Source organism: Aeromonas sp. QDB39, from assembly GCF_027707585.1.
GTDB lineage: Bacteria > Pseudomonadota > Gammaproteobacteria > Enterobacterales > Aeromonadaceae > Aeromonas > Aeromonas hydrophila.
In genome coordinates, this window is sequence record NZ_JAPCIV010000022.1 from 21,835 (window position 1) to 41,086 (window position 19,252).

At 58.7% G+C, this 19,252-nt stretch carries 14 protein-coding genes and 1 other RNA gene; 14 read left to right on the forward strand and 1 reads right to left on the reverse strand.

Going from position 1 to position 19,252, the window contains the following annotated elements; genetic code table 11:
- Nucleotides 1–24 precede the first annotated feature (24 nt).
- The 8 genes from PG899_RS14070 (at nt 25) to PG899_RS14105 (ending at nt 7,909) form a co-directional block, all read left to right on the forward strand.
- Nucleotides 25–837, forward strand: coding sequence for an enoyl-CoA hydratase (locus PG899_RS14070; protein WP_077097675.1), 813 nt, complete (start codon nt 25–27; stop codon nt 835–837).
- A 59-nt stretch (nt 838–896) separates the two neighbouring features.
- Nucleotides 897–2,000: an enoyl-CoA hydratase/isomerase family protein gene (locus PG899_RS14075; RefSeq protein WP_190283604.1), complete on the forward strand. Its 1,104-nt coding sequence runs from the start codon at nt 897–899 to the stop codon at nt 1,998–2,000.
- Between the two features lie 27 nt (nt 2,001–2,027).
- Entirely contained in the window at nt 2,028–2,948 is a 921-nt protein-coding gene (gene mmsB, locus PG899_RS14080) for a 3-hydroxyisobutyrate dehydrogenase (protein ID WP_190283603.1), read from the forward strand.
- Nucleotides 2,949–3,019: 71 nt separating this feature from the next.
- Nucleotides 3,020–3,781: an SDR family oxidoreductase gene (locus tag PG899_RS14085; RefSeq protein WP_041218642.1), complete on the forward strand. Its 762-nt coding sequence runs from the start codon at nt 3,020–3,022 to the stop codon at nt 3,779–3,781.
- Between the two features lie 389 nt (nt 3,782–4,170).
- Nucleotides 4,171–5,607 (forward strand): arginine-ornithine antiporter, encoded by a 1,437-nt coding sequence (gene arcD / locus PG899_RS14090; protein WP_039214372.1) that lies wholly within the window; start codon nt 4,171–4,173, stop codon nt 5,605–5,607.
- Nucleotides 5,608–5,697: 90 nt separating this feature from the next.
- Nucleotides 5,698–6,486 (forward strand): sulfite exporter TauE/SafE family protein, encoded by a 789-nt coding sequence (locus PG899_RS14095; RefSeq protein ID WP_011705953.1) that lies wholly within the window; start codon nt 5,698–5,700, stop codon nt 6,484–6,486.
- Nucleotides 6,487–6,588: 102 nt separating this feature from the next.
- Nucleotides 6,589–6,685: signal recognition particle sRNA small type (ffs, locus tag PG899_RS14100), an RNA gene on the forward strand.
- Between the two features lie 84 nt (nt 6,686–6,769).
- Nucleotides 6,770–7,909, forward strand: a complete 1,140-nt coding sequence (locus PG899_RS14105) for a site-specific integrase (RefSeq protein WP_244776030.1) — start codon at nt 6,770–6,772, stop codon at nt 7,907–7,909.
- A gap of 196 nt (nt 7,910–8,105) precedes the next feature.
- Here PG899_RS14105 and PG899_RS14110 read toward each other — a convergent pair whose 3' ends face one another.
- The gene (locus tag PG899_RS14110) at nt 8,106–10,739 is read right to left on the reverse strand and encodes a phage/plasmid primase, P4 family (protein ID WP_270697447.1); all 2,634 of its coding nucleotides are present in this window, start codon (nt 10,737–10,739) and stop codon (nt 8,106–8,108) included.
- 592 nt (nt 10,740–11,331) lie between these two features.
- Here PG899_RS14110 and PG899_RS14115 point away from each other — a divergent pair.
- From PG899_RS14115 to PG899_RS14140, 6 genes are read left to right on the forward strand one after another with little or no spacing between them, the layout of a single operon-like run.
- The gene (locus PG899_RS14115) at nt 11,332–13,293 is read left to right on the forward strand and encodes a type I restriction-modification system subunit M (protein ID WP_270697448.1); all 1,962 of its coding nucleotides are present in this window, start codon (nt 11,332–11,334) and stop codon (nt 13,291–13,293) included.
- Nucleotides 13,290–14,642, forward strand: coding sequence for a restriction endonuclease subunit S (locus tag PG899_RS14120; protein WP_270697449.1), 1,353 nt, complete (start codon nt 13,290–13,292; stop codon nt 14,640–14,642). The genes PG899_RS14115 and PG899_RS14120 overlap by 4 nt, the downstream gene beginning before the upstream one ends.
- Nucleotides 14,639–15,055, forward strand: a complete 417-nt coding sequence (locus PG899_RS14125; protein WP_198506210.1) for a hypothetical protein — start codon at nt 14,639–14,641, stop codon at nt 15,053–15,055. Before PG899_RS14120 ends, PG899_RS14125 begins: the two co-directional genes overlap by 4 nt.
- On the forward strand, nt 15,045–15,458 hold the full coding sequence (gene mntA, locus PG899_RS14130) for a type VII toxin-antitoxin system MntA family adenylyltransferase antitoxin (RefSeq protein ID WP_198506209.1): 414 nt from the start codon (nt 15,045–15,047) through the stop codon (nt 15,456–15,458). Before PG899_RS14125 ends, mntA begins: the two co-directional genes overlap by 11 nt.
- Before the next feature lie 8 nt (nt 15,459–15,466).
- The gene (hepT, locus tag PG899_RS14135) at nt 15,467–15,916 is read left to right on the forward strand and encodes a type VII toxin-antitoxin system HepT family RNase toxin (RefSeq protein WP_270697450.1); all 450 of its coding nucleotides are present in this window, start codon (nt 15,467–15,469) and stop codon (nt 15,914–15,916) included.
- Nucleotides 15,913–19,083 (forward strand): type I restriction endonuclease subunit R, encoded by a 3,171-nt coding sequence (locus PG899_RS14140; protein WP_270697451.1) that lies wholly within the window; start codon nt 15,913–15,915, stop codon nt 19,081–19,083. The genes hepT and PG899_RS14140 overlap by 4 nt, the downstream gene beginning before the upstream one ends.
- Nucleotides 19,084–19,252: the final 169 nt, after the last annotated feature.

Sequence of the window (19,252 nt, forward strand, 5' to 3'; positions counted from 1 at the left end):
AGGTTTTTTGACAAGGACAACGCAATGACAAGGATCAGGCTCGAATATCACGGTCACGTGGCCTACATCACCCTCGACCATCCTCCCGCCAACACCTGGACCCTCGCCAGCCTGCAGGCCTTCTTGCAGATGATGGTGGAGCTCGACGGCCGCCCCGACGTGGTGGCGCTGGTGATCCGCGGGGCCGGGGACAAATTCTTCTGCGCCGGTGCCGATCTCAACATGTTTGCCGACGGCAACCTGGAGCACGCCCGCGAAGTGGCCGAGGCCTTTGGCCGCGCCTTCGAGGCACTGGCCCGCTTTCATGGTGTCAGCATCGCCGCCATCAACGGCTACGCCATGGGCGGGGGCCTCGAGGTAGCGCTGGCCTGCGACATCCGCATCGCCGAGCAGCAGGCCAAGCTGGGCCTGCCGGAGGCCTCGGTGGGCTTGCTGCCCTGCGCCGGCGGCACCCAGCGCCTCACCGAACTGGTGGGGCCGGGCTGGGCCAAGCGGATGATCCTCTGCGGCGAGAAGGTGAGCGCCACCCTGGCCTACGAGATGGGGCTGGTGGAGGAGGTGGTGAAGGAGGGCCATGCCTGGGAGGCGGCGCACCAGATGGCCCAGCTGGTGGAGCGCCAGAGCCCGAGCGCCCTGCGCGCCTGCAAGCAGCTCATCAACCAGGGGCGCAGCGGCCATCGGGACGCGGCACTGCCGCTCGAGCGCAGCCTGTTTCTCACCCTGTTTGACGATGCCAACCAGCGCGAAGGGGTGGCCGCCTTCCTCGAGAAGCGAGCCCCGCGCTGGCACTACGACCAATCCAAGTCGGTGAAGAGTGAGGGAGTGAAGGATGAATGAGGTAATGATGGCGGCCCGCCATGTCGCAGGGGCTGATACCCGGTCTGCGGGGGCTCGCCATGAGTGAGCCTGTGCGCATCGAGACCCACCCCACGGCGGATGGTGGCCAGATCGGCATACTGACCCTAGACAGCCCCGCCTCCCTCAACGCCCTGAGCCTTGAGATGATCCAGTTGTTGCAGGCGGCGCTGACCCGCTGGGAGCAGGATCCGGCCATCGTCTGCGTGCTGCTGCAGGGGGCCGGCGAGAAGGCGTTTTGCGCCGGTGGCGACATCCGCTCCTTCTACTACCGCAAACAGGAGGTGAGCGAGTCGGCACTGTTTGGCTATGCCCGCGACTTCTTCGAGCAGGAGTACCGGCTCGATCACCATATCCATCGCTACAGCAAGCCCCTCATCTGCGTGGCGGACGGCATCTGCATGGGCGGCGGCATCGGCCTCTTTGCCGGTGCCGGGTTCAGGGTGGTGACTGAAAAGAGCCTGTTCGCCATGCCGGAGGTGACCATCGGCCTCTACCCCGATGTGGGGGCCAGCTGGTTTTTGAGCCGCATGCCGGGGCGGCTCGGGCTCTGGCTCGGCCTCACCGGAGCCCGCTTCAACGGGGCGGACGCCATCGGCCTGGGTCTGGCGGATCACGCCATGGCGAGCCGCGAGCGGGTGGAGCTGCCGGCGCGCCTCGCCGCCCTCGACTGGTCTGACTCTGCCGATACTGGCGAGCAGATTGAGGGGCTGCTGGCCGGTTTGCAGCGATCCCTTGGCCAGACGCTGCCGGCCCCCGTGCTCTTGCCCCACCAGGAGCGCATCGATGCGCTGTTGGCCGGCCGCTCCCTGCAAGGGGTGTTGGCACGCCTCGCGGGCACCGAGCTGGACGAACCGGCGCTGGCCCTGGCGCGGGAGACCTGCCAGAGCGGCAGCCCCATCAGCCGCGCCATCCTCTGGCGTCAGTTCTGGCAGGCTCGGCGCCAGTCGCTGGCCGAGGTGTTTGCCGACGAGCTGGCCCTCTCGGTCAACTGCGTGCTCAAAGGGGATTTCGTGGAAGGGGTGCGGGCCCTGCTCATCGACAAGGACAAATCACCCCGCTGGCAGGCCCCGCAGGCGGGCGAGGCCTGGCTGGATGACTTCTATCGTTGGCCCGAGGGGAACAACCCCCTGCGTCCCTGCTGACGGGCGATCACACACAAGGAACAGACCATGACAAGGATTGGATTTATCGGGCTTGGCAACATGGGGGGCCCCATGGCCGCCAACCTGGCCAGGGCGGGGCACACGGTACAGGTGTTTGATCTGGTGGCCGAGAGCCTGACCCGCGCCATCGAGGCCGGCTGCATCGCCGCCGGCGATGCCCGCGAGGCGGTGAGCGGCTGCGAGCTGGTGATCAGCATGCTGCCGGCGGGCGAGCATGTGCGCAGCCTCTGGCTGGGTGAGAGTGCCGGTGAGCGGGGCGGGCAGGATCTGCTGGCAGCCCTGCCGCTTGGCGCCCTGGTCATCGACTGCTCCACCATCGACGTGGCCTCGGCCCGTCAGGTGGGGGCGGCGGCGCAGGCGCGCGGCATCCGTTTTCTCGATGCCCCTGTTTCGGGGGGGGTGGCCGGCGCGGCGGCGGGCACGCTCACCTTCATCGTCGGTGGCGAACAAGCGGATTTTGAGGCGGCCAAACCCGTGCTCGCCTGCATGGGGCAGAACCTGTTTCACGCCGGGGCGCTCGGCGCTGGCCAGATCGCCAAGATGTGCAACAACATGCTGCTCGCCATCCACATGGCGGGCACTGCGGAAGCGCTGGCGCTCGGGGTCAAGGAGGGGCTGGATCCGGGCGTGCTCTCCACCATCATGGGCAAGAGCTCGGGCAACAACTGGAGTCTCGAGCGCTACAACCCCTGGCCCGGGGTGATGGAAAACGTACCGGCGTCGCGCAACTATCAGGGGGGCTTCATGACCCGGTTGATGGTCAAAGACTTAGGATTGGCCATGGCCCTGGCCGAGCATGCCCACAGCGCCGTGCCGATGGGGGCCCTGGCCCGCAACCTCTTCAACCTGCACGCCAGCAAGGGGCAGGGGAACAAGGATTTCTCCAGCATTCTCGAACTCTATCGGGACAAGACAGCGCCGGATTAAGGGCCGCTATCTACCTTTTTACCCGATAGTCTTTGACTCGACAGTCACCGGCCATCTCACCAGGAGCATTTATGGATATCACACAGAAAGTTATCGCCATCACGGGGGCGGGCAGGGGGCTGGGCCGCGCCATCGCCCTGAGTCTGGCGGAGCAGGGGGCGCAACTTGCGCTCATCGACGTCAACCGCACCGATCTGGAGGTGACCGAGGCGGAAGTGCGCAGCCGTGACGGCCAGTGCGCCCTATTCGTCTGCAACGTGGCGAGCGAGCCGGAGGTCGAGGCGACCTTTGCCGCCATCAAGGGACAGTTCGGTGCCCTGCACGGCCTCATCAACTGTGCCGGCATTCTGCGCGACGGCATGCTGATCAAGGTGAAGGAGGGGGTGCTGACGGAGAAGATGAGCCTGGCCCAGTGGCAGAGCGTCATCGACGTCAACCTCACCGGCTCCTTCCTGTGCGGGCGCGAGGGGGCGGCGTTGATGGCCACCGGCGGGGAGGGGGGCGTCATCATCAACATCTCCTCCATCGCCCGCGCCGGCAACATCGGCCAGAGCAACTATGCCGCCAGCAAGGCGGGGGTGGCCTCGCTGGTGGTCACCTGGGGGAAGGAGCTGGCTCGCCACGGCATCCGGGTGATGGGTATTGCTCCCGGGGTGTTTGCCACCGACATGACGGCGGCGATGAAGCCGGAGGCGATGGCCCGCATGCAGCAGGCCATCCCGGTGGGCACCCTCGGGCAGGCGGCGCAGCTGGCCCAGACGGTGCATTTTATTCTCGCCAATGACTATCTGTCGGGGCGGATGATCGAGCTGGACGGCGGCTTGCGCCTCTGAATATCGGCGCTCTTTTGCAGATGCCCCTGGCCCTCGGCGCAGGGGCATTTTTATTGAAACGTTTGTCAGCAACCGGGTTTGTCGACCTCGGCCGCAAGCTGCATTCTCATGCAGGTCTGATCCGTAAAAACGGGGCTCAGGTCATGGAAAAATGTGAAATATCAACGGGTCTTTCTTAATTTGAACCAGCTCACAGGCCCCCGGGGTCAGTGCTGTAAAATTGCGCGCGGTCAAGACGGTGCATGATTGACGGTACGAGGGATTGCGGTCGGAATAGTCATGCAATATAGTTGCCGCCTTTTTCACGGGGTACGGATTTCTAGCCCCTCCCATATTGCGCGCAGTATGAATACGGACGCTCTGCCGCCGCCTAATTAAACAGGATTGAGATGGACAAGAAACTGGGGCTTGGTGCCCTCATCTCGCTGGTGATCGGCTCCATGGTCGGTGCCGGAGTCTTCAGTCTGCCGCAAAACATTGCCGCTCATGCCAGTGCCGGGGCCGTCGCGCTGGGATGGGCCATCACCGGTATCGGCATGATCTGCCTCGCACTGGTGTATCAGAACCTCTCCATGCGTCGCCCGGATCTCGATGGTGGCATCTTCAGCTATGCCAAGGCCGGTTTCGGCGATTTCATCGGCTTCAACGCCGCCTGGGGCTACTGGCTCTGTCAGTTGCTGGCCAACGTCTCCTACGCCATCGTGGTGTTCAGTGCGCTGAGCTACTTCTTCGACACGCCGGACAAGGTCATCTTCGGTGACGGCAACACGCCGGTGGCCATCACCTTGGCGTCCATCCTGATCTGGTCGGTGCACGCCCTGGTGCTGCGCGGCATTCAGGTGGCGGCGCTGGTGAACATCGTCACCACCATCGCCAAGATGGTGCCGCTCATCGTGTTCTGCGTGGCCATCCTGCTCGCCTTCAACATGGAGACCTTCACCCTGGATATCTGGGGTCAGGGCACCCCTGAACTGGGTTCGGTGATGGATCAGGTCAAGTCCACCATGAAGGTGACGCTCTGGGTCTTCATCGGCATCGAGGGGGCCGTGGTGGTCTCCGCCCGTGCCCGTCATCGCAAGGATGTAGGCCGTGCCACCGTGCTGGCGCTGCTGGGGGCCCTGGCGCTCTACGTGATGGTGACCCTGTTCTCGCTGGGGGTCATGAACCAGCCGCAACTGGCGGCCCTCAAGAATCCCTCCACCGCCATGATCCTGGAGGCCGTGGTTGGCCCCTGGGGCGCCTGGCTCATCAACATCGGCCTGGTGATCTCGGTGATGGGGGCCCTGCTGAGCTGGACCGTGCTGGCGGCGGAAGTGCCCTACATCGCGGGCAAGACCGGCGTGTTCCCCGGCTGGTTTGCCAAGGAGAACAAGAACGGCTCGCCGCAGGTGTCGCTCTGGTGCTCCACCTGCCTGGTGCAGACCTTCCTCATCATCATCTACTTCCAGAGCAGCACCTATCTGGCGCTGGTCAACATCGCCACCTCGGCGGCGCTGGTGCCCTACGTCTTCTCCGGTGCCTACGGGCTGAAGCTGGCGCTGAAAGGGGAGACCTACGCAGGCCAGCCCCATCAGCGCAAGCGCGACCTGCTCCTGGCGCTGGTGGCCACCGGCTACGGCTGCTGGCTGGTCTATGCCGCCGGGGTCGAGTACCTGCTGCTGGTGGCGCTGCTCTACAGCCCCGGCATCTTCATCTACTGGAAGGCGCGCCAGCACCACGGGCTGCGCGGCCTCAACCGGCTGGAGCAGGGGATGACGGCGGCCCTGCTCGGTTGCGCGGTGCTGGCCTTCTACAAGGTGATGGACGGTACCATTCCCTTGAGTTAACCGGCACAATAAAGAGATGGCCCAAGGGCCATCTCTTTTTTTATGTGCAGCGCACTCTTTGCTCGCTGCACCGCCTCGGAAGGAATTTTTATGCTGTTTATGGGTTATCTGCTGCTGGGGGCGTTCGCCGGCATGCTGGCGGGATTGTTCGGCATCGGCGGCGGTCTCATCATCGTCCCCGTGCTGGTGCTGAGCTTTCACGCCCAGGGCGTTGCGCCCGACATCATTACCCATCTGGCACTAGGTACCTCGCTGCCCACCATGATCTTCACCGGCTTCAGCTCGCTGCGTGCCCACCAGGAGGCCGGTGCGGTCGACTGGGTGATGATCCGCCGGCTCGGCGCCGGCATGCTGGTCGGGGCCTGGCTCGGCGGAATGACCGCCAACCTGCTCAGCGCCAGCACCCTCAACATCATCATCGGCTGCTTCGCCTGGACCATGGCGTTGCAGATGGGGCTCAACCTCAAGCCCAAGGCGGAGCGTCATCTGCCGGGGGCGCTCGGCACCGGCATCGCCGGCACCGTCATCGGCTGGATGTCGGCCTTGTTCGGCATCGGTGGCGGCTCGCTGACCGTGCCTTATCTGAGCTGGAACAGCGTGCCGATGCGCAACGCCGTGGCAGCCTCCGCCGCCTGCAGCATGCCCATCGCCCTGGCGGGCAGCCTCAGCTACCTCTACGCCGGCTGGAACAATCCAGACCTGCCAGAGTGGAGCCTGGGGTTCATCTACCTGCCGGCGCTGCTCGGCATCGTGCTCACCAGTACCCAGTTTGCCCGGGTGGGGGCCAAGCTGGCGCACCGGCTCTCTCCCCAGCGGCTCAAGCAGGCATTCGCCCTGCTGATGCTGCTGGTGGGCGCCAAATTCATGCTGTTTAGCTGAACCCTTGGCCAGATTGTTGAAAAATAAGGCGAACAGCATGAGCGAGGGCAGAAAGCCGTTGCATTGAGAGGCCAGTTTGCCTATTCTCCTCGCCGGTGGTCCTATTGGTCCTCTCGCATTGATAACCCGTCGACCTGGTCAGGACCGGAAGGTAGCAGCCAAGGCGGGGGACTCGAGTGCCGGGATGTGGCTGGTAGGGCCACCACTTGTTTCTGCAATTCAATAAGTTAGCTTCCTAAAGCCCTTGGTCATCCACTTTGTGTGGACGACGAGGAGCTCATCGATGAATCTCTGGCTCAGTCCCCACGGCATCTGGTATTACCGGAAAGTGACCACGCTCCCCTGTGGTCGTCGTAAAGAGATCAAAAAATCCCTGCATACCCGAGACAAGCTTACGGCACGAAGCAAGGTTGCCCAGTTGCTTGCCTGTGTGCGTTCCAGAGCTCAGCCAGTCGTGCAATCCGCAAGCGAGCCAGAGAACCCTCAACCTCAGTCGCACATCAAGCCTGCTGTTCCGGCGGCCAAACCGCTTGCTCCGCTCTTGTCGGTCTTGAGTGACCGCTATCTGAAAGAGAAGGCCCTCTCCTGGGCACCGAAAGAGCTCAGCAACCAGAAGAACTACATCGGCTGCTTCATCAAGGCGCTGGGTGATAGACCGGCCGCTGACTATGGGAAAGCGGATGTGGTCAAGTTCAAGGAGGGCCTGCTGAACTCCGGCAAGAGCCCGACCACCATCAACAAGTATCTCCAGAAGCTCTCCCTGCTGTTTAACTGGCTGGCTAACCATCAGGATGGGGTCATCAACCACTTCGCCGGATTGAAGCTACAGCGAGCCAAGGAGGTGAACTCACGAAGTGGGTACACAGCGGAAGAACGTCGCAAGTTTATCGGGTGGGCTAAGCAGCAAGAGCCCCACCGTAGGTGGATTGCTCTGCTGGGTCTGTTCACCGGAGCTCGTGCCAACGAAATCTGTCAGCTCTATGCCGATGATGTGCAACAGGTTGACGGTATATGGTGCCTGAATATTCGCAGTGGACGGCCAGACCAGAAACTCAAGACGGCCAATAGTGCTCGTCTCGTTCCTCTCCATCGGCACCTTCTCCAGAGCGGTTTCATCGAGTTTGTGAAGGGGAGGATAGGGGGACGCATCTTCCCTGAGCTTCCCCATCGACAGGACAGTTACAGCCACCTGTGGGGGCAGTGGTTTAGCCGCCATCGCCCCGTCGACAAGGACTTCCACAGCCTGCGGCATACCGTGGGGGCAGCACTCAAAGATCACGGAGTGCCATTGCAGTATGCGGCGGCGATCTTGGGTCACACCAACGGGGCGATCAGCTATGACCGATACGGTGGGGATGTCTCGCTGGAGAAGCTCAGCGAGGTGATAGAAGCGGCCCTCTCATCCTTTGCTGATGCCGGATAAAAGGAGGGATGGGTCTGCCGATCTGCTGAAATTTTGGCAGATTTAAGAACTTTTTCTACGAAGTCTCATACAGAAAAAGTTCTATAAATAGCTGAAATTTCTGCAGATTGATTGCTTGGTTTGAGCCCTTTGCTTTTGTTGGCGGGGAAAACGGGAAAATCAAAAACAGCAGAGGGGCCCGCAGGCCCCCCATTCGTCATACAGTGTAGTTCGCTCCTGTTTCCGGCTGCTCCCTACGGACTGAGACCGTCATGTCAGCCATCTCGCTATCGAGCAGGGTCAACCCGATGATGGTGTCCTTGCTGTTATAGCGGGGGATCAGATAGCCCTTTTCTAGCAGCTTCTTCTTGAGGGCCAGCTTCTTCATGGCCCATTCACCGTTCTGCTGTGCCCATCGGCTGTAGACCGCGTAGACCTCGCTCATGGGCACTTTGGCCCCTGCTCTGGCCTGGGTGCACTCTTCAAGGAAGCAGCCAACCATATCTGACTCGGCACGGTAGGTCTCGACATCCTGCTTGAGACGAGCAGGAATCGATGCCTTGAGCCTCTGCTCTTGCCACATCTGGCAGCCCTGGATGGCCCAGTTCAGAATGCCGGGCATCTCGGCCCGCAGCTTCTCCATCAGCATTGGGTCCAGCTGTTCCTTCGTGAAGGAGGCATTGAAGGGCAGCATCAGCATCCGACGCCACATGCCATTGCTGGTATCGCGGATCTCGGGCTTGTGGTTGCCCACCATCACCAGAGAGAAGGATGGGCGGAACTCCATCTCCTTCTTGGCGTAGGGAGCACGAGCGACAATTACGTCATCCCCCGTCATGGCCTTCACCAAGTTCTCATCCATACGGGCCCCCTCAGGCAGCTCGTTGGCGACCACCAGACGTGCATCCACCAGCTTGGTCAGGGACGGGTTCGGCCCGGTATTGCCGTTGCGGTTGAACAGCAAGACGTTACTGTTGATCTGCCGACTGAACTCTCCCAGCAACTGCTGAATGACCGACATGAAGGTACTCTTGCCGTTGCAGCCGCCCCCGTGGAGGAAGAACAGGAGCTGTTCGTCGGTGCGGCCGGTGATCCAGTAGCCCACACAACGTTGCAGGAAGGCAGCGTACTCGGCATTACCACAGCAGATCTCGTCGATGAACTGCTCCCATCGCGGGCAGACAGCAGCTGGGTCGTAGACCACCGGGCTATGGTGGGTCATCATGAATGCCCGTCTCGGTGCCAACAGGCGACCCGACTTCAGGTCGATGACACCGTTCGCCGTGCCCAACAGCATCGGATTGGCGTTCAGCTCGTGCAGTCTTGCCGTCATCATCGGCTTGGCCAGTTCCAACATGTTCTGAATGCCAGCCCGGTTAAGGCTGCTAGAACCGTGTCTGAGCACTGCATAAGCCCAAGACAGCTCCTCTTTCTTGCACGCCTGCTTGATCAACATCTGCCCGATTTCCTGGATCTCTTTGCCCACGGTTTGAGCAAGGATCATGGGCGTCAAGTCATTCTGGGTCCAGTGCGTACCATCGAAGTGGATGAAGCCACCTAACTCAGGGACGAACTTCAGGTTATGCCCGTGCATCTGCACGAACCGTTCGGCGTTGGCCGAATCGTTGAGCTCGTTTTCAAAGATGGCTGTACGTGGCAGGACCTTGACGACTTCCAGATGCTGATCATCGTCCTGAACGGCTTCGGCTTCGGCTTCGACCTCAGCCACAGGCTCAACCAGGGTGAATGCCGCCACCAGCTCGGTTAGAGGCAAGGGGTTGTCGCCATGCAGGTATTCGTCGATATCCTTCACGCAATCTGGCAGCTTGACTTGGGTCAGCTTGAGGCCCAGCCGAGCCATCTTTGAGCGGTACTTGTCGCCCGCCTCATCGGTGTCGAAGAAGGTCACGACGTCACGTTCAGTCAGCTCACGCTTCAGCCAATCCAATTGGGTCTGTGACAGCGTGCCAATAGTCGCGAGTACAGGGCCCGGCCAACCGACATCTACTAGTGACAGGCGGTCATTCTCTCCTTCTACCAGGGCGACAGGACCTGGAGCATTCAGACACTCTTCCCCGTAGAACTGCACCCCGTTAAGCCAATGACGGCTCGGCAGTTGGTACGGTTGACCCTTATTTGGATCCTTGAAGGTGAAGCGGCTGACTTGTCCGTTGCGGTCGAAGTGCGGGAACACATAGACACCGCTCGGGAAGTAGTCACGAAGCAGATCTGGGGCATCGTTGCGAAGCTTGACCAGACCGGAGGCCAGTCGCTCCTCTTGGCTGAACCCTGCATCCTTCAGAACCTTGTTCAGGCCACCGGAGAAGCCGATATCCAACCCCACCAACACCTCCTCAGAGTGGCCACGCCGCTCCATCAGTTCGTCTACATCCAGACGGGACTGATAGTGACTAGCTGCGAGATTGAAGAGTTCTTGCAGGCGAGCAGGTGGGGCCGTGTAGATCGGCTGCTCCAGCTTCACCACTTTGCGAACGGTTGGGGTGACTGCCAGTTCTCCCAGCAGGAGCAGACGAGCAGCATCAGATGCCTTGTCGGCTTGACCGCACTTGACGATCAGATCGAACACGTCGCCTCTTTCCTCGCAACTGAAGCAGTGGAAGCTATCGTCGTCAGGATAGAGGGTGAAGCAATCATTATGGCCGCACAGTGGGCAACTGGCATCATCCAGTCGATAGGTGTTGGAGCCGACTTTCTTGACGTCTTGCCCGGTCAGGGCCGAGGCGACATCCATAATGGGGAACTGCTCTTTGATGGCAGCAAAGTCGATAGTCAGGGAGTGGCCAGCATCGGCCAGGGCAAATTCAAGGTCAAATTGAGTGGATTGAGACATGGTGTCTCTCCTCTTAGAGGACCGCTGCTGTGGAACTAAAATTAGGTTGTGTGTGTTCCAAGCGGCGGTAATCAGGTCGGGTAACAGCGCCCCCCGTGGGCCTATGGCGTGAGCCAAGGTGCGATGTGCGGGGGCGTCTGCCCGCCGACAACCCCGACTATACGGATCGGCAGAAGCAATACAACCCCTCTTTTTTCCTCCCCAAGGTCCCATTTCGAGTTTTCGTTGTGAACAACGCAAAAACGGCTATTCATGAAATATTCTAATGATTGACAACAGGTGATGTAGTGACATCCCTTACTAAGTTGATAGCTGCCCTCCGCCCCGCCAAATAGGTGGGATATGAGGTCTGCCGATCTGCTGAAATTTTGGCAGATTTAAGAACTTTTTCTACGAAGTCTCACACAGAAAAAGTTCTATAAAATGCTGAAATTTCCGCAGATTGAGCACCCTAATTGGCCCTTTTGCCCTTGTTGGTGGGCCAAACGGGAAAATCAAAAACGGCAGATTTACGCAGCCTGCTCCGAGGCCACGACTGGAGGCCAGATGCTGTGATAGGATCACGCTATTTCGAGCGTCCCACGGGGTTTCCATGACAACCAATATCTCATCCCTTGCCAACCTTATCTGGTCGGTGGCTGACCTCCTGCGAGGTGATTTCAAACAGTCCCAGTATGGCCGCATCATCCTGCCCTTCACCGTGTTACGTCGTCTTGAGTGCGTGCTGGCCCCGACCCGTGACAAGGTGCTGGCCACCGCAGAGAGCACCAAGGCCATGCCCGAGCTGGCCCGCCATAAGTTGTTGCTGAATGCCGCCGGACAGAGCTTCTACAACACCGCCAAGCTCACCCTCGACAACCTTGGCGAGAAGCAGATCGGTGACAACCTGGATGCCTATGTGCGGGGCTTTTCCCGTGAGGCATTCGAGGTGTTCGAGCACTTCAACTTCGCCGCCAGCATCGATCTGCTGGAAGATGCCGACCTGCTTTACAAGGTTGTCCGCAACTTTGCCAACGTCGATCTCTCCCCCGAGACCGTCGACAACTACCACATGGGTCTGGTGTTCGAGGAGCTGATCCGCAAGTTTGCCGAGAGCTCTAACGAGACCGCCGGTGAGCACTTCACCCCCCGTGACATCGTGAGGCTGACCACATCTCTGGTGTTTGCGGCTGATGACGAGGCCCTGACCACTGCGGGGGTGGTGCGGACCATCTATGACCCCACCGCTGGCACCGGCGGTTTTCTCTCCTGCGGCATGGAGTACCTGCACGAGCTGAACCCGGCGGCCCGTCTCGCCACCTTTGGCCAGGAGCTCAACCCCGAGTCGTTTGCCATCTGCAAGGCCGACATGCTGATCAAGGGGCAGGACATCAGCAATATCAAGCTCGGCAACACCCTCTCCGATGATCAGTTACCGCAGGAGAAGTTCGACTACTGCCTCTCCAACCCACCATTCGGGGTGGACTGGAAGAAGGTCGAGAAGCAAGTAAGGGACGAACACCTGCTAAAGGGCCACAGCGGCCGCTTCGGGGCGGGTCTGCCCCGTGTTTCTGACGGTTCGTTGCTGTTCCTGCAACATCTTATCGCCAAGATGAAGCCGGAAGGTTCCCGCATCGGCATCATCCTCAACGGCTCCCCGCTCTTTACCGGTGGGGCAGGCAGCGGCGAGAGCGAGATCCGCCGCTATATCCTGGAGCACGACCTGCTCGATACCCTGGTGGCCCTGCCCACCGACATGTTCTACAACACCGGTATCGCTACCTATATCTGGGTGCTCTCCAACCACAAACCGGCCGAGCGTAAGGGTAAGGTGTTGCTGATCAACGCCACTGACCTGCACAGCCCCATGCGTAAATCCTTGGGCTCCAAGCGTAAGCAACTGAGCGACGAAGCCATTGAGCAAATCGTCCGTCTCGCCAGCCGTTATGAAGAAGGGCCCATCGCCAAGATCTTCCCCACCACCGCCTTCGGTTATCGCCGTATCACGGTGGAGCGGCCGCTGAAACTGGCGTTCTATCCGCAGGATGCCGAGCGCCTTGCCAGCCTCACTGCCGATAAGGGTTGGGCCAAGCTCGATGGCACCCTGCAGTCTGCCATTCTGATAGCCTTGGGCCAGTTCGCTGAGGCCAAGTTGCTCTCTCGCGACAAATTCAAAAAGCAACTGACCAAGCTGCTAGGTGAGGTCAAGCTGCCCGCCCCGGCCTTCAAGCTGCTGGTGAACCATCTGGCTGAGCAGGACGATGCCGCCGAAGTGTGTAAAACCAAGGGCGAGCAGGAGGCTAATGCGGATCTGCGGGATAACGAAAATGTGCCGCTGGGCGAAGACATTCATGAATATCTGAAGCGTGAGGTGCTGCCCCATGTACCGGATGCCTGGATAGACACCAGTAAAACTGACCCGCTCGATGGCCAGGTGGGTATCGTTGGCTACGAGATCCCCTTTAACCGCCACTTCTACCAGTACCAGCCGCCCCGGGAGCTAGCAGCGATTGATGCTGATCTCGATGCGGTAGCCAAGGAGATTATGCAACTGCTGGCGGAGGTGCATTCATGAGCGAAGCAGTGACTACCCGACAGCAAGAACTGGCAGGCAAGTATCGCCCCTATCCGAAATATAAGGATTCTGGAGTGGTGTGGTTGGGCGAGATGCCTTCTACTTGGGTTTTAGCTAAAACAGCACGTTATTTTAAAATTGCCATGGGGCAGACGATTTTAAAGGAGCAGCTAGAGGATAACGGGGAGTGGCCAGTGTATTCGGCCACTGAGGGTGATCACTATTTCGGTAGAGTAAACAATCCTCAGGTGAGGCTTGGTTGTGGTGATTTAGTCATACCAGCTCGCGGTAATTCAATTGGCTTTGTGAAGTTAGTCAAAGAACAGGTTACAACAACTCAGACAACGATATATTGTAAGCATCTAACACAAAAAATATATCCAGAGTACGCTTACCATTTTATGGTTGGCCAAAAGGAAAATTTGTTCTGGTTCACCCAAACTGCGATACCTCAGATCACAGTTGAGGAAATAGGTAGCAATCCGATATTGCTTCCTTCGTTCGAAGAACAACGCACCATAGCAGCCTTCCTCGACTACGAAACCGCCCAAATAGACCGGCTGATTGCCCAGCAGCAGCGGCTGATCGAACTGCTTAAAGAGAAGCGGCAGGCGGTGATCTCCCACGCCGTCACCAAGGGACTGAACCCCAATGCCCCCATGAAAGATTCCGGCGTCGAGTGGCTCGGCCAAGTGCCTGAGCATTGGCAGTGTGTACCATTTGGTTTGTTGGTATCACGTGCTGATTTGGGTGGAAATTATCTTGGTGGGCAAGAGGAAAATGGAATCCCATTTTTAAAAATGGGTAATTTAGGTCGAGGCCGTATTGTTCTTGATAAATTAGAGTGTTTAGAAGAAGGCTCTAGTTTTGACGACGCTCATCGACTAAGTATGGGCGATTTTTTATTTAATACTAGAAACAGTTTAGACCTTGTTGGGAAAGTAGCTGTTTGGCATGATGAGCTTGAATATGTTCTGTATAATTCAAATTTATTGAGAGTGAGATTTAAAAAAGATTTTATCTCTAGCCCAGATTTCATGGGATTTGTATTTAATTCCTCTGGTGCATTAGGATGGCTTGCCCTTCTTGCGAAGGGAACAACGAGTGTAGCTGCAATATATTATAAAGACTTACGTTCGATGGTAGTCCCTATTCCTCCAGTAGATGAGCAAAATGCAATCTCGTCATTTATTTCAAAGTGTTTAAGTCGACTGGATACTCTTGAGGAAAAAGCAATTCAATCAATAAATCTGATGAATGAGCGCCGTACAGCCCTGATCTCTGCCGCCGTGACCGGCAAAATCGACCTACGGGGCTGGACGCCACCCGCCGACGAGGTGGCGGCATGAGTTATGAGCTAGCAAACCTATTTTTGAGTGGGGTTTCAGCTCTGACCTCTGTTTGTCAGGCCGCGCTGGACATATCTGATCGCACAAAAATGCTGAAGAAGGCAGATTTTCGATTGGCTACGCCACTACAGCGTGGTGGTAAGTCTGTGGCTGTGATTGATGGAAAGCTTCTCAAGGAGTACGACAAGAAGATCCGCAAAGCGGTAAGTCAACAGATTCTCACGCTTCGAGCAGAGCCTGATACCGCGACCTGTGCCAAGGTAGCCGAAGAAGCACAACAAAGCGTTTGCTTTTATCTGAATGAAATCAAACGTCATAATGCGGGCCATTTATCAACCAAGCAATTACAGGATTGGTGGGCATCGTACCGTTGCAATGATCTGTATTGCGTAAGGGATTCTGATGTCACTTAACGAAGATCGCATTCAGCAACAACTGTCCGAGCTCGCCGCAGCCCATCCCGAGGTGGCGGTGCTCTGGCTCTATGGCTCGCGGGCCAAGGGCAATGCCACTGAGGCGAGCGACTGGGATCTGGCGGTGGCCTTCGATCCGGTCAAGCTCGTCGACCTTTTGGATAACCGGTTACGGCCCGAGTTGCTGGCCCTCGACTGGCAGCGGGCGCTGGGGCTGACCGAGGGGCAATTGTCGGTGGTGGATATCAATCAGGCCCCCATTCCGCTGGCCTTTGCCATCGTGGATGCCAATCAGGTGCTCTTTTGCCGCGATCAGGGTCGACGCCTGAGCGAAGAGGCCCGTATCATGTCACAGATGGAGCTTAACTACCGCCTTCCCCGTACTTCCCCACGCCAGGAGTGATCTATCCCATGGCCGATAACGCCTATATCACCGCCCTTCGTTTGAGCCTTAGCCGCTATCAGGCCGAGCTGCTCGAGATCAGAACTCTGCTTTCCCAGCGGGCCCTCTCCAATCTGGAATACCGGGCCGCCGAACGGACCCTGCAAGTGTCTATCGAAGCCTGTATCGGCGTGGCGAAGCACTGGGCCAAGGGGTTAGCGGGCCATAGCCCACAGGATGCCTATCAGGCGTTCGAGATCCTGGTTCAGCGGGGGGCCCAGCCTGCCGAGGGGTTGATCGGCTGGCGCAAGATCATCGGTCTGCGTAATGCCCTGGTGCACGACTACCTCAACATCGACCCCGAGATTATCCGCAGCGTGATTAGCCAGGGCTATAGCGATCAGCTGTTTACCTTTGCCGAGCAGGGGCTGGTGTGGCTTTCTTTGCAAGAAGAGCCAAAGCAAGGAGACCAGCCATGAGCCTGGATGCTAAAGCACGGGAGAAAGCGTTTCAGGACCATATCATCGAGCAACTGGCCGCCCAAGGCTGGCTGGTGGGCGAATCCGCTTACTATGACAAAGAGCGGGCCCTTTACCCGGAAGATGTGATCGCCTATGTGCAGGAGAGCCAGCCAGAGGGGTGGCAGAAATACTGCAAGACCTACGGTGAGGAGCCGGAGCGTCATCTGCTCAACGCCGTGGCTCGATCCCTTGAGAGCGATGAGCGGGGCACCTTGTGGTTACTCCGTCATCAGGTAGAGGATCGAGGGCACCGGCTGGCGGTGGCCACCTTCAAGCCCGACCATGACCTTAACCCAGAACTGGTCGAGCGGTATGCCAAGAACCGGCTGCGGGTGGTGCCCGAGCTGGTCTATAGCCCTCACGGTTATGATGGCAGGCTAGATCTGACGCTGTTCCTGAACGGCATCCCTGTGGCTACGCTGGAGCTTAAATCCTGCTTCAAGCAGAGCCTGGAGAATGCCAAACATCAGTACAGGGTCGATCGCCCGCTGATGACGGCGGGCAAGCGTGAGCCGCTGCTGGCCTTCAGGCGGGGAGCCCTGGTGCATTTTGCCCTGAACCAGTTCGAGGTGGCGATGACCACCCGGCTGGCCGGATCAGATACCTTCTTCTTGCCGTTCAACCGTGGCACCGCCAAGGGCGGGGCTGGGAACGATCAGCCTGAGACAGGGTTCGCCAGTGAGTACCTCTGGCAGGAGATTTTCGCCCCCGAGACCTTCCTTACTATTCTGGGTCGCTATCTGCATCTGCAGGTGAAATTTGATGAGGACGCCCTAGGCCGCATCAAGAAGAAAGAGACGATGATCTTCCCCCGCTATCACCAGTGGAAGGTGGTGGAGACGCTGCTTGCAACGCTGAGCCAGGAAGGGAGCGGCCAGAAGTACCTTATTCAGCACTCGGCGGGCTCTGGCAAGTCGAACTCTATCGCCTGGTTGACCCATCAGCTTGCGTCGCTGCGGCGTGACGGGGATAAGCTTTTCAATTCCGTCATCGTCGTCACCGACCGTACCGTGCTCGATAGCCAGTTGCAGGAGACCATCGCTCAGTTCGATCACGCATCCGGGGTGATCTCCCGCATTAATCGGGAAGAGGGGGATGGCAGCAAATCTGCTCAGTTGGCCGAGGCACTGACCAGCGGCACCCCCATCATTATCGTCACCATTCAGACCTTCCCCCATGTGCTCAAGGCCATTCAAGAGAGCTCCAGCCTGAAGGCCAGCCGCTTTGCGGTGGTGGCCGACGAGGCTCACTCCAGCCAGACCGGCAAGACTGCCCGTCAGCTGCGTGAGGTGTTGATGGCCGAGCAGTTGAATGATGAGGAAGAGCTCTCGGCCGAGGATGTGATGAACCTGACCTTGGCTGCCCGTGGCGGCAGTCAGAACATCAGCTACTTCGCCTTCACTGCTACCCCGAAGGCCAAGACGCTGGAGCTGTTCGGTCGCCCGCCCAAGCCCCATTTGCCCATTTCGGATGAGAACAAACCCGAGCCATTCCATGTCTACACCATGCGCCAGGCGATCGAGGAGGGGTTCATCCTTGACGTGTTGCGGAACTACACCAACTACCAGTTGGCGTTCAAGCTGGCGATGGATAGCGAAGCGGCCGATGCAGAAGTGGACAGCAAGAAGGCCAAGCGCAAGCTATCCCAGTGGGTCCGGCTGCACCCGCACAACATTGGCCAGAAAGTGCAGGTGATAGTCGAGCACTTCCGCCAGCATGTTGGCAAACTCTTGGGCGGACAAGCCAAGGCGATGGTGGTAACCAGCAGCCGGATGGAGGCGGTCCGTTACAAGCTGGCGTTCGACAAGTACGTTAAGGACCAGGGTTATCAAGCCATTCGGGCCATGGTGGCCTTCTCGGGCGACATCGAGGACGAGGGACAGACGTGGAACGAGCGGAACATGAACCCGGAGCTGAAGGGCAGGGACATGCGTAAGGCGTTCGATACGGCTGACTATCAGGTGATGCTGGTGGCCAACAAGTTCCAGACTGGGTTCGATCAGCCCAAGCTGTGTGCCATGTATGTGGACAAACGCTTAACCGGGGTGGACTGCATCCAGACCCTCTCGCGGCTCAATCGCACCTATCCGGGCAAGGAGAGTACCTATGTACTCGACTTCGTGAACGACCCGCAGGATGTACTGGAAGAGTTCCAGAAGTATTACGAAACCGCCACGCTGGACTCAGTGTCGGATCCCAACCTGATCTATGACCTGTTTCACAAGCTCAAGGGCGAAGGGATCTTCACCTGGCCCGAGGTGGTGGCGTTTACCGATGCCTACTTCGACCCCAAACGGGGGGCCGATGCCTTCTTGCGGCACGCCGTTCCGGCCAGAGATCGCTTCGCCAAGCGTTACCGGCTGGCCATCGATGCTATTCGGGAGTGCCGGACCCAGCTCAAGTGGCTGATGGAACAGGGTGGTTCAGGTAGCGACCAGGCGAATGCCGAGCGTCGCCTGAAGGAGGCGGGGGAGGCTCGCTCCGTACTCGAACTGTTCAAAAAGAACCTCAACGGTTATGTGCGGTTCTACGAGTTTGTCTCCCAGATCACCCCCTTCGACGATTACGACATGGAGCGGCTGTGTGTCTTTGCACGCCACCTGCTGCCTCTGCTGCGGGAAGAGGTGCTGGATGAAGAGCAAGTAGACCTTTCCTCGGTGATGCTGAGCCACTACCACCTCAAGGCCAAGCGGACCCAGGATCTGCAACTTAAAGAGAATGCTGCCGGTTATGGGCTGGAGGGTATCGCATCCCTTGGCAGTGCCAAGCCGAAAGAGGAAAAGAAGGATTTCCTCTCCGAGCTGCTGGCTCGGATGAACGATCTGTTTGGCCTGGAAGTGACTGATGGGGACAAGCTCGACTGGGTGCAGGGGATGGTCAGCAAGCTAAGCGAGAACGGCCCCCTGATGGAGCAGGTCCGCAATAACCCACGTGAATCGATTCTGCATGGCGATTTCCCGAATGCGGTGGATGAAGCCGTTATCGGACGAATGGAAACCCAGCAGGGCATGTCGCTGACGTACCTCTCTCACCCCGATAAGGCCAGGGCATTGCAAAATATGCTGCTGGACTTGTTGCTCGAGGGGTTGGCTGGCCATCAGTCATTACGGACACAGAGCCAGTAGGCGTTTGCTGGAGAAGCATGTCAAGGCTGACGTGCTCCTTCACCCGGCAACGAGACCGAGCAAAGGAAGTGGGAACACCATCCTAGGCTAGGTCGAGGAGGTCTGCCGATCTGCTGAAATTTTGGCAGATTTAAGAACTTTTTCTACGAGATTTCATACAGAAAAAGTT